General features: G+C 65.9%; 10 protein-coding genes. 4 read left to right on the plus strand and 6 right to left on the minus strand.

What is annotated here, in order from left to right:
* The first annotated feature begins 100 nt into the window (after positions 1-100).
* The gene (locus IBX22_RS25260; protein WP_194818188.1) at positions 101-1,000 is read left to right on the plus strand and encodes a hypothetical protein; all 900 of its coding nucleotides are present in this window, start codon (positions 101-103) and stop codon (positions 998-1,000) included.
* 28 nt (positions 1,001-1,028) lie between these two features.
* On the plus strand, positions 1,029-1,535 hold the full coding sequence (locus IBX22_RS25265) for a DUF4240 domain-containing protein (RefSeq protein WP_194818189.1): 507 nt from the start codon (positions 1,029-1,031) through the stop codon (positions 1,533-1,535).
* Here IBX22_RS25265 and IBX22_RS25270 read toward each other — a convergent pair.
* On the minus strand, positions 1,532-2,149 hold the full coding sequence (locus tag IBX22_RS25270) for an isochorismatase family protein (RefSeq protein WP_194818190.1): 618 nt from the start codon (positions 2,147-2,149) through the stop codon (positions 1,532-1,534). The two genes, IBX22_RS25265 and IBX22_RS25270, sit on opposite strands and share 4 nt — an antisense overlap.
* An 11-nt stretch (positions 2,150-2,160) precedes the next feature.
* Positions 2,161-3,375, minus strand: coding sequence for a CaiB/BaiF CoA-transferase family protein (locus IBX22_RS25275; RefSeq protein WP_194818191.1), 1,215 nt, complete (start codon positions 3,373-3,375; stop codon positions 2,161-2,163).
* Between the two features lie 96 nt (positions 3,376-3,471).
* Here IBX22_RS25275 and IBX22_RS25280 point away from each other — a divergent pair, with 96 nt between their 5' ends.
* A complete protein-coding gene (locus IBX22_RS25280) occupies positions 3,472-4,356 on the plus strand; it encodes a hydroxymethylglutaryl-CoA lyase (RefSeq protein WP_194818878.1) in 885 nt (294 codons plus the stop codon).
* Positions 4,357-4,410: 54 nt separating this feature from the next.
* Here IBX22_RS25280 and IBX22_RS25285 read toward each other — a convergent pair whose 3' ends face one another.
* Both IBX22_RS25285 and IBX22_RS25290 read right to left on the minus strand, forming a co-directional pair.
* Positions 4,411-4,899, minus strand: coding sequence for a DinB family protein (locus IBX22_RS25285; protein WP_194818192.1), 489 nt, complete (start codon positions 4,897-4,899; stop codon positions 4,411-4,413).
* Positions 4,900-4,924: 25 nt separating this feature from the next.
* A complete protein-coding gene (locus IBX22_RS25290; protein ID WP_309234828.1) occupies positions 4,925-5,692 on the minus strand; it encodes a metalloregulator ArsR/SmtB family transcription factor in 768 nt (255 codons plus the stop codon).
* Positions 5,693-6,843: 1,151 nt separating this feature from the next.
* Here IBX22_RS25290 and IBX22_RS25295 point away from each other — a divergent pair.
* Positions 6,844-8,334, plus strand: coding sequence for an HNH endonuclease signature motif containing protein (locus IBX22_RS25295; protein ID WP_194818193.1), 1,491 nt, complete (start codon positions 6,844-6,846; stop codon positions 8,332-8,334).
* 678 nt (positions 8,335-9,012) lie between these two features.
* Here IBX22_RS25295 and IBX22_RS25300 read toward each other — a convergent pair.
* Both IBX22_RS25300 and IBX22_RS25305 read right to left on the minus strand, forming a co-directional pair.
* Positions 9,013-10,008, minus strand: a complete 996-nt coding sequence (locus IBX22_RS25300; RefSeq protein ID WP_194818194.1) for an alpha/beta hydrolase — start codon at positions 10,006-10,008, stop codon at positions 9,013-9,015.
* 170 nt (positions 10,009-10,178) lie between these two features.
* A complete protein-coding gene (locus tag IBX22_RS25305; RefSeq protein WP_194818195.1) occupies positions 10,179-11,603 on the minus strand; it encodes an MmgE/PrpD family protein in 1,425 nt (474 codons plus the stop codon).
* Between the last annotated feature and the right edge of the window lie 79 nt (positions 11,604-11,682).

Here is an 11,682-nt window from a genome sequence, read left to right on the forward strand (position 1 = left end):
TCTGCTGTGCGAAACGATGTTTCGCGGCGTACGCTTCGCGCTAGTTTCACATCGAAACGCTGTTTCCACAAACGAAACGCTCGCTGAAGATCGGGGTCTCATGCGTGCCTGCGCCTTGGCCATCGCCTGTTTCCTGTCCTTTGTTGTCATGCCCGCCGCCGCGGCTGAGCCGCCCGCGCCGCAGGTGCGGTCCACCGAGATCGGTATCGAGGGCGATGCCGCGACGGTCTGGTATCCCGCGGCTGTCGATCGGCGGGTGCCGGTTGTACTGCTCCTGCCCGGCGCCAACGTGCGCAAGCAGTACTACGCCGGATTCGCTTCCGCGCTGGCGGATTACGGGTTCGTGGTGGTGGTGCCCGAGCACTACCCGCTGCCGTTCCTCGGTTACTCGGTGCCCAGCGAGCATTTGCTGAACCGGGCCGTGGCCTGGGCGCGCGCGGAGGTCGCGAACCCGGTTTCGCCGATCGGCGCTGTGCTGGATCCGGGCACGTTGCTGGTCGCCGGGCACTCCTACGGTGCCGCCACCGCGCTCTACGCCGCCGCCGATCGTTGCCAGCCGCCGTTCTGCTTCGGCCTGAGCTACCGGCGGCCGCCGGAGCTGCGGGCGATCGTCGGCCACGGGGCCAACACCACGGTCGGCGGATCAGTGGATCCGGTTGCGGTGCAGGGTATTCCGGTGATGTTCATCAACGGCACCAACGACGGCGTCAGTGAACTGGCGGAAGCCTATGCGAGCTTTACGAGGCTGACCGGCGCACCCTCGTCGGCGTTCGTGAATCTGCTGGGCGCCAACCACTTCTGCCTGACCGACGAGAACAACCCGCCCGGCGCGGCACCGGATCCGCGGGTGCCGACCACGAGCTGGGGAGCTTCCATCGCCACCGCGGCCCGCTGGACCGCGATGTGGTTCCTGGCGCAGCTCGGCGACCGGGCGGCGCGGGACTATGTGTATCGAGTTGGTCCGCAGCAGGATTCGGCTGTGCACGTCGAACTGCGATGAACTGCATCGGGTCTGGTAGCTTTCGCGCGTGAGCGAGATCCCCACCGCGGCCGACGAGGCGCGGTTCTGGAACCTGATCGAATCGGCGTGGGAGCGTGTCGGCCCCGAGTTGAACTTGCTTCGGCAAGGGTTGATCGGCCGGACGAGTGACGACGATGGGCATGTCCTCGAGGGGCGTCTGAAGGAACTGCTGGGCGAATTGCAGGCGCTCTGCGAAGGGTCCAGCGCCGAAGAGTTGACCGCGCTGGACCGTGTGCTGGAGCGGAAGATGTATGACCTCGACCGTGCCGACGTTCACCAGGTCATCGGCGGGTCCGACGATGGTTTCCTGTATCGCCGCGGGTTTATCGTCGCGATGGGCCGAGACTTCTACGACGCCGTGACTGCTCGCCCGGAGACCGCGGTGCGGAGCGCGGAATGCGGTGCCATGGGCTATTTCTTCGCGCACCTGCACAACGATCGCTTCGGGAGCTTTCCGGCCACCGGCTCCCGGATCACCCGCGAGAGTATGTCGAATCCGGTCGGCTGGGCCTAGCGCAGGACTTTCAGCGCTGCCTCGAGGTCGATGACGTCGGCGTATTTGGCGTTGAGGTCGAAGAGGTTCGCCTCGTGCAGGCGCGGGTCGCGGTCGCCGCAGGCGTCGGCGACCACCAGTGGGCGGAAGCCGTGCTGGAGCGCGTCGGTCGCGGTGGCGCGGACGCAACCGCTGGTGGTGAGGCCGGTGATCAGCAGGGTGTCGATACCGGCGGCGGTGAGGTTGGCCGCCAGGGCGGTGCCGTGGAAGGCGCTCGGATATTGCTTGGTGATCACGGATTCGCCGGGGAGCGGGGCCGGGTCTTCGAGGAAGTCGGCTAGGGGGTTGCCTTCCTCGAAGACGTCGAGGGTCGGCACTTTGCGGCGGAACAAGCCGCCCTCGCTGGTACCCGGGCGGTAGCTGACGCGGGTGAAGAGGACCGGATACCCCGCCTCTCGTGCCTGGTGAACGACCGTGGCGGCGGCACGCACCGCATCCTCCACCGGTGCGCGCAGCGGGGAGCTGTCCACCAGGTAGGCGGCGCAGACATCGATCACCAGCACGGCGGGGCGTTCGCCAGGTCCCAGGGGTGTGCCGTAGCCAGCGCTGCGCGCGTCCTCGGTGAGATCCTTCATGCGAATTCCCTTCAGACGACGCCGGATTCGGCGAGTTTGGTGAGCTGGTCGGCGTCCAGGCCGAGTAGGCCGCAGTAGACGTCGGTGTTGTGCTGGCCCAGGTCGGGTCCGGCGTGCCGGATCGAGCCGGGAGTGGCGCTGAGTTTCGGGACCACGTTGTGCATGGGCAGCTCGCCGAATTCGGGATGGGCGATCTTCACTATCGCCTCGCGGGCGGCGAAATGCGGGTCGGCGAACATGTCGCGCGCGGTGTAGATGCGCCCGGCCGGGACACCGGCGGCGTGCAGGCGTTCCAGTAGCTCCTCGGCGTCGGCGGTGGCGGTCCAGGCGGCGATCAGGTCGTCGAGTTCGGCCATTCGAGCGCCGCGTGCTGTGTGCGTGGAATACCTTGCGTCGGTTGCTAGTTCGGGGCGGCCCAGGACGCCGGCGAGCCGGGTGAACACGGTGTCCTGATTGGCGGCGATCAGGATCATGTCGCCGCCCGCTGTCGGATACACGTTGCTGGGCGCGACATTCGGCAGCACCGAGCCGGTGCGCTCGCGCTGATAACCGGTGATCGCGTACTCCGGCAGCAGCGATTCCATCATCGCCAGCACCGCCTCGTAGATGGCGGAGTCGACCAGTTGACCCTGTCCGGTGCGCTGGCGGTGGTGCACCGCAGCGAGGGTGCCGATGGTGGCGAAGACCGCGGCCAGTGAATCTCCGATCGAGATACCGGTGCGCGCCGGAGGATGATCGGGATCGCCTGTGGTGTAACGGATTCCGCCCATCGCCTCACCGATGGACCCGTACCCGGCGCGCGGGGCGTACGGCCCGGTCTGGCCGTAGCCGGTGACCCGCGTCATGATCAACCCCGGATTGCTTTCGCGCAGCTGTTCGTAACCGAGGCCCCAGCGCTCCATCGTGCCCGGCCGGAAATTCTCGATGACGATATCGGCCTGCGCGATGAGTTCCCGTGCCAGCCTTTGCCCTTCGGGATCGCGCAGGTTGCACGTCACCGACTTCTTGTTGCGCGCGACCACCGGCCACCACAGCGACTTGCCCTGCGACTGTTCCCGGCCCCACTGCCGCATCGGATCTCCACTGCCCGGGCTTTCGAGTTTGATCACCTCGGCCCCGAAATCGCCGAGCAGCTGTCCGCAGAACGGCCCGGCCAGCAACTGGCCCATCTCGATCACCCGGAGATCGGCCAGCGGTCCGGTCGATGTGGTTGTGCCAGTGGGCATGTGGATTCTCCATCCTGCGAAGCGCGGCAAACTGGATACACTGTATCCCTGAGTGAAACAGCACGGCAAGACGGAGGTACGGTGGACATAACGCTGATGGAGGTCGCCCCGCGCGACGGTCTGCAGAACGAGCCGGAGATGATCGCGACAGCGGATAAGATCCGGCTGATCGAGCGGTCCATCGAGGCGGGGATCCGGCGGATCGAGGCCGTGAGTTTCGTGAATCCGCAACGGGTTCCGCAAATGGCCGATGCCGAGGCTGTGCTGGCGGGAGTGCCGCGCGTGCCCGGCGTTTCCTATGCCGGGCTGGTGTTCAACGATCGGGGACTGGATCGCGCGCTGGCCGCGGGGGTCGACGAGATCAATGTCGTTGTGGTGGCGACGGATACGTTCAGTCAGCGCAACCAAGGCTGCACGACCGCCGAAGGCATCGAACGCTGGCGTGCGCTCGCCGAGCGTGCCGCAGCGGCCGGCCTGTACCGCACCGTCACCATCGCCGCCGCCTTCGGCTGCCCCTTCGAAGGCGAGGTAGCTCCCGCCTCGGTCCTGGACCTGGTCCGCTCGGTCGCCGAAGCCGAACCCGACGAGATCGCCCTCGCCGACACCATCGGCGTAGGCACTCCCGACCGCGTGCGCACCCTCGTCACCGGCGCCGCCGCCTTGTCTCCTTCGGCAACCCTGCGCTGCCACTTCCACAACACCCGAAACACCGGCTACGCCAACGCGATCGCGGCGGTGGATGCGGGCGCTCGCGTTCTCGACGCCAGCACCGGCGGCATCGGCGGTTGCCCCTTCGCTCCCGCCGCGACAGGCAACATCGCGACCGAGGATCTGCTCTACATGCTCGACCGGATGGGCCTGAGCACCGGTGTCACGGCGCAGCAGGTGTGCGAGACCGGGCAGTGGCTGGGCGGGCTACTAGGAAAGCCGGTGTCTGCGCTTTTGGGCCGGGCCGGTCCGTTTCCGGCGCATCCGGGGTGACGGCTGGGCTCGTGCAAACGGGACTGCCCCGGCGCGTGTTCATGCAGCACCAAGCTAGCGTGTATCGAGCAAGGCCAGCAGTTGTTCGGTGTGGCCCGGGAGCTCCGAAGCGGCGAGGCCGGTGATCAGATCTCGAAGCGGCAGCGGCTGATCCACCAGCAGCGTGCTGGCGGAGAGGAGCCGAGCCGGCACCAGGGTGTCGAGCTCTGGGTCGCTCAGCGCTGGGCTGCCGAAACCACACAGCAGCTCGGCTTGTCGCTGCACGCGATCGCGCAGCCCCGCGCTGTCTCCCGTGAGTTCGATGACGCGGCCGATGGTCCAGGTGTCCTGGGCGAAACGATTGTCATAGGTCGTATGTGCCCCGGCTGCGACGGCGGAGGCGGCGGCGATGGTCATGGCGGTGACGAGACTGACGTGACTCAGGATCTGGTCCGCGTTCCATTCGCCCGGCGCGGGGTCGCGCGTCGTCTTCGAATCAGCCACTGTGGCAGCGGCTTCCAGCAGTACGCGGTACGCGTCGCGCAGCGCGGTGGTGTCGAGCATGGTGGCTCCTCGTGGTGTGGGGGTCTCAGGCGTGTGCCCGCGACATCTCCCATGGGGCTTGCGGCAGTACGTCGCCTGTCTCCAGTAGCGATTTGAGGTTGGCGAGCACGGCCGGCCACCCGCTCGAAATGCCCTGCAGCATATCCTGATTCGGCAGGTTCTCATGGGTGACGGTGAGCCGCACGATGTCTTGATGGGTTTCGATGAGGAACGTGACCACCGAGGGCTCCCGGTCGGCCCCAACGGAATCCTCGAACGTGATCACCAAGCGAGTCGGCGGCTCGGTTTCCAGCACCTTCCCGACAACATCGACAACCCCCGACCCATCGGCCCGCCGATGCTCCCAGCTCGAACCCGGCTGCCAGTCCGAAACGTTCTCGTGCCCCCAGAATCGGGCGGTGACATCGGCCTGGGTCAGCGCCTGCCAGACCTGTTCCGCGCTCGCGCGGATGTAGGTGACGTAAACGTAATTGGGCATAGTCGTATTCATAGCGAACTCCTCAGCTTGCTTCTTGATAGCGCCGATCACGTCCAGGCGGGGCCTGTCGAAAACGGAGATCCAGCGCTGTTCGATGTCATGAATCGGCGCCGGATTGATGAAATGAACCCGCTCCCGCCCCCGCCGCAACACACTGACGAGCCCGGCCTGCTCGAGTATGTCCAGATGCTGCGTAAGCGACTGCCGCGCCATCTCCACCCGCTCACACAACTCCCGCAACGTCTGCCCGTCGTGCTCGCGCAGGCGATCCAGCAGTAGCCGCCGCGTCGAATCGGCAAGCGCCTTGAACACCACGTCCATCTCGGGTTCCGATCGCACCTGCAAATCATGCAGGTGATTACCTGCATATGTCAACAGGGCGGGACCATGGGGTTTAGCGGGGGAGTTGTCTTCGAAGATCCTCGAAGCGCAAGGCGAGCGGGCTGCCATCGAGCGTTCGTACGAATCTGTGGCAGGTAATCCCGGTAGGACCCCAACGCAACCAGCATCTTGGGGTTGCGACCCCAGGCCACAGTGCTAACAGCGGACGCGCAGCACAGGCTGCGCCTCCCCGGCTCACATCTAGAGAGATCTACAACGACCGTGGATTGCCCGCATCGTTTGGAGAGTGTTCCCTCTGGGCGCCTGCAGGCTGCTGGCGGATTCGCACTTGGAAGAGCTGATGTAGGTAGGCGCGCGCCTGCAGGCTGGTGGCGGTTTGCGGCCTGCGGTGTGGCGTTGGTGGTGTGGTCGCACGGTCGGGGCCGGTTGGTATCTGGGAGGTCGCCTAGCGACACGCCGCGTGGTGCCCGTTAGATGGCCCGCTTCCCCACGCGCCCGCGAGGTGGTGCCCGTTCGGTAACCCGACTGCCGACTGGTTTCGGCGCGTCCCGCAGGGTGGTGGCGGATGTCGTGGATTCCGAACTGGCGGTGTGTCGTTGCTGGTGCGGGCGTATGGCGGTGGCCGGTTCGTATCTGGGAGGTCGCTTGCGCAAGCCCGCGCGGAATCCGTCAGATGGGCGCTTCTGGCATGCCTACGCGAGGTGGTGACCGCGCAGTACCCGGCATAGGGTCGGCTTCGGTGCGTCCGCAGGGTGGCGGCGGTTGAGGATCGGACAAACCTCCCGGACAAAGGCGGTCCAGAGGGTGCTGTGGTCCAGAGATCTTGCCCAACCATGCTGGGCACGTTGACAGCCCTACCGGACTTACCCCTCACCTTTGGTGCGGAGGCTCGGTTCGGTCCTCGGTTACCCGGCTGTGGTCCGGTCCAAAACATTCCAAAAAGACAGAAAAGAGAATCGGTGCGGATGAACAGCTTCAGAGGCACTGTGGAGACAAACCGAAACAGTCGTATCACGTAACACATTGTGCAGCAGTGACTTTCGATCGCGTGTCCAGTGTGAAGAGATCGAATTCAGACCCGATTTTCGATAGCTATCCGCTGTGAACGGCGATAGAATTCACACATGCGTTCGACCAGCCAAGCGGTATCAGAACAGCGGGTCACCGACCCGCTACTGACCGCCGCCACCGACCTCACCGCCACCACGGTGACGCTGCTCTCGGATGAGGCGGTGCTCGAAGCGATGCGCGAGCTCGAACGCGCCCGGCGGGTGTTGGATTCCTTCGCCCACAAACTGATCGTGCGCGCCACCGAAGGCGGACTCCCCGCCCGCACCGGTGCCGGAACCACGAAGAAACTGCTGATCCAGACTTTGCGGATCTCCCATGCCGACGCCGCCGCCCGCATCGCCGCCGCGACGAGTCTTGGTGTGTGGCATGACATCCCGGGCGAGGAGATGCAGCCCCGGCACCCGGCGACTGCTGCCGCGCAAGCCGAAGGCGAGATCTCTGCTGATCACGCGCGGGAGATCGCGAAAGTGTTGAAGCGTGTCCCCGGTTCGACCGCGAATGCTGATTTCGAAGCCGCCGAACAGATCCTGGCCACCGCCGCCCGCGCTGTGATGCCTGAAGACCTCACCAACATCGGCCGCGACATCCTGGCACGCCTCGACCCCGATGGCAGCCTCACCAACGACACCGACCGCCAACGCCAACGCGCCCTGCGCATCGGTCGCCAACGCGCGGACGGCATGTCGGCGATCAGCGGCGACATCACCCCCACCCTGCGCGCCCTCCTCGAACCAGTCCTCGCGAAACTCGGACGCCCGGGCATGAACAACCCCGACGACCCCGAAAGCCCTTCCGGCAATATCGAACACATCGACCGGGAAGTGCTCGACGCGGCCGCCAAACGTGACACCCGCAGCGCCGCGCAACGCACCCACGACGCGTTGGTCGCGCTGTTGTCGCCGGGCACCGACCCCGCCAACCTGGGAACCCATCGCGGACTGCCTGTCTCGACGATCCTGTCGATCAACATCGAGGACATCGAAAATGCTGCCGGAGTCGCCACCACCGCGACCGGGGGCACGGTCCCGATCGGGGAAGCGTTGAAGCTGGCCGAACAGGCGTTGCCGTGGCTCATGGTTTTCGACCATGCCGGGGTGCCACTGCATTTGGGTCGTACCAAACGCCTCGCCAGCCCCGGTCAACGATTGGCGTTGATCGCTGCCCTGCGTGGTTGCACCCGCCCCGGCTGCGACGCACCGGCAAGTCTTTGCGCGGTCCACCACGTCACCGACTGGAACAAAAACGGCAACACCGACATCGACAACGAAACCTTGGCCTGCGACCGCTGCCACGCCCTGGTCCACGACGGACCCGGCGGCTGGAAAACCGTTGTCCTCGGACCAGGCTCGGAGTATCAGGGTCGGACCGGATGGATCGCACCATCTCACATCGACCCCACCCGAACACCCCGGATCAACCACCGCCACCATGCCAGCGAACTACTCGCCGAAACACTCGCACGCATCCATGAGGGTAGAGAACAGGACCGCGAACAACGCCGACGCTGGTCCCATGATTTAGCGCCGGACAAACCCGCCGCTTGAGCCCGCGGTGCCGCCCAAACGGCACTGCGAGAGAGCCGCGTCGGCGAGCCGAACTACCTATCTTCGGCCGCATTCACCATGTGGAAGCTATTCCCGTGAACCAGGATTCGGCGATCCCAGGTCGTACTCCGTGGATCGATCCACCGTTACCTCCTCTTCGCAGCCCGGAAGCGAGGAGCCGCGGTCGCCAGGCCAGGGATGACTCGTTCCCAGTCTTTCGCATGATCTGGGGTCGGGCACTGGTGTCGTGGCGTCGAGGAACCGCCAATATCCCAGGCGGCAACATACCCGCCGCCTGGCCCGCCGTATCCGCCCCGCGCGGAACCGCGGGAACCGTGAGTCCACCGATCGAATAATCCCTAGCAGGACCCACAGGAGGGAAACCCTATCCGCGGAACCGAATTCGGCGATCCGGGTCGTACCGAGTGGATCGCGGCATCTCCCTCGACCCCAACCCGGCGCCTCGAATCAATCGCCGTCGCCATTCCAGTGATACAACTGCTCGCCGAAACGCTCGCGCGCATCCGCGGGCGCCGAGGTCGACCGCGTGAATAACGTCGATGCTGACGCCCCGATCGAGCGCCAAGTAAATCCGCCGCCTGGTCCGCGCCCGCTGGTGCGGTGCGTGGCGGTGTTGCGCCCGCCGGGGGATTCCGGCGGGCGCAACAGGGGGTTTCCTCAGGAGAGGGTTTGGATGGTTCCGGCGGTGCGGAGGGTTTCGTAGTAGGTGCCGCCCGGGTAGAAGTCGGGGGTGGGGGTGCCGGTTACGAAATCGGTGGCCCAGGCGACTGAAAGGCGTTGTAGGGCTTCTACGTTTTTGGATTGGGGGGTGCCGCAGGCGGCTTTGTCGGGGGCGGGGGCGCTGGAGGCTTCGACGTCGATGTGGGAGCCGGTGGTCAGGCGGATGCCGTAGAAGGTTCGGGGGAGTTGTTCGATCAGTTCGGCGGTGCCGGAGCCGTTGCGGTTGCAGTTGTATGGAGGTGCGGAGAGGGCGAGGACGGGGAGTGAAGTGTTGCTCAGGTGGTTGAGGGAGCTGCTGAGGTTGTTTCCGATGAAGCTCTTGACGGGGTCGAAGAGGATCAGGCCGCGGACGTTGGCGAAGGCGGCGGGGTAGTCAGCGCGCAGTTCCTGGGTGACGTAGGGCACTGCTTCGCCGCCGGCCGAGTGGCCGGCGAACACCATGGCGGTGGGCAGGGTCAGTTCTGGGCGGGCGGCCTTGGTTTTGGCTTCGGTGAAGCTGCGGCCCAGTTTGTCTTTGGGGTCGGCGGCTTTGCCGAACAGGTCTGCGACGTTGTGCAGGAAATTGGTGTTGTTGCCGAGGTTTTCGAGGGTGCAGCCGAGCAGGTTCGAGGTTGGAAGGGTGGGGGCGAAGACGAGGAAGCCCTGGGCGGCGAATTTTCGGGCGGTGTCGTCCATCGCGTCGTTGGCGCCGGCGAATCCGTGTTGCAGCCATAGCAGGGCTTTGGGGGTGCCGGAGGGGAAGTACCAGTCGCTGCTCTGCTTCAGGGTGGTGAAGGCGCAGCGCACCTCCACCTTGTTGGAAACCTTGGTGACGGCCACGTCAGCGCCGGCGGAAGGTGTTGTGGGAAGGGTGAATACGGCGACGGCGGCGGCAATCGAACACGCGGCGGTCAGCAGTCTTCGGATTCTCAAGGCGACTTCCTTGTCTCTCATCGAGAAACGGTGTTTCGTTTCTTGCGCACTATTAGCAGTCTGAAACGTGCGCGTGTCAATACTTGATAGGGAAGACCCGAAAACGGTGCTGCTGCTGGGTTTTAGGGCTCTTATCTGCGCAAACAGATCTAGCCCGACCACTGTAGTGGTCGGGCCGACGGGTGTTCTGTTCAGTGCGCTGGCAGCGGTTGCGTCCGCAGCAGCGTCAGGAGCGCCTCCAGATCATCGAGATCGGCCAACCCGTAAACGGTTTCGCTGATGGCGTCGGCTTCGGCGGGCATCAGCAGGTCGGCGGTGTTCAGCCGGAATTTGGTTGCGAGCTCCTCGGGGGAGAGTGGATTGCCGGGGCCGCCCCGGTTGACGTCTACGCGTTCGGTGAGGACGCGGCCGTCGCGGAGCTCGGCGGTGAGCACTGCGGGGAACTGGTGCGGAAAGATCTTGTCGCAGTCGGGATCCGGGACGCAGTCGACCTTTGCGGCCAGTGCGAGCCGCTGTGGGTCTCGGGCGGCGGCGTCGGTGAAGTCCTCGTGGAATACTCCCAGTCCGCCGCCGCCCAGCAGGGCGGCGGCAACGGTATAGGGGCCGGAAAACGCTGCGTGGTAACCAGATTCGGGTCGGCGCTTGGCGGCGAGAGGTTCGCCGATGGTACGCAGAACTGGCGTCGGTGCGCCGAGTTCGAGTCGGAGCACATCGTCGGCGGTGACCCCGCGGGCGCGCAGGCGTAGGGCGGCGTCGATGCCCGCGTGGGTGAAGTGATTGCAGGGGTAGGGCTTGAAGAAGACGCCGGGCAATTCCCAATGCTCGCCCAGGGCATCGGAGATGACGGCGGGCACTGCTCTGTCGCCGCAAAAGGCTTGCAGCAGACCGAATCTGCCCTCGATTACGGTCGGCGGGCCCGTCATCCCGTGCCTCGACAGGGACGCGGCCGTCACCGCGGCGTGGGCCGCCCAGCCGCAGTGCACCCGCTTCACGGTGCCGCCGGTACGGTTGGCTTCCAGCAAGCCCGAACCCATGCTCGCCGCGATGCCGAGGGTGTGGGCGATGCCGTCGGCGTCCAAGCGGTAGAGCATGGCTGCGGCCGCCGCAGCCCCCAGCGCACCGCAGATCGCGGTGGCGTGGAGGCCGCGTTCGAAAAACACAGAGTTGCCGAGGGTTTCGTCGTAGCCGGCCATGCCGAGCCGGACGGTGATCTCCACGCCGACCGCTACCGCGTCCAAGAGCGCCGCGCCGGTGGATCCCGTGGCCTCGGCGACGGCGAGGGCAGTGGGCACCACCGACGCCGAAGGGTGCAGCACCGAGGGTAGGTGGGTGTCGTCGAAGTCGATGGCGTGGGCGAGGGTTCCGCCGAGCAGTGCGGCACTGGCCTCCGGGTAACGCCCGGGCAGTCCGAGGGCGGTGGCGCGTGGCCTACCTTCCCATTCGGTGATCAGCGCGCGCACTGTTGCTGCCGCCGGAGTGCGTTGTGCGGCAAGGCTGTTACCGAGGACGTCGAGTACGCGGCGAGCGGCGTCGGCGCGCAACTCCGCCCCGAGCCCCCGATCCCGCACCCCTGCCGCGAATTCCGCCAACCGCTGGACGATTGTTCGCTCACTCATGAAGTCACCGCCGCGCTATCGATCGCCCCAGGTGCGGTTATCTGCCGAGATGGGGCATCCACTCGATTCACTGCGAGCC

It is taken from the genome of Nocardia sp. XZ_19_385, from assembly GCF_015355755.1.
Lineage (GTDB): Bacteria > Actinomycetota > Actinomycetes > Mycobacteriales > Mycobacteriaceae > Nocardia.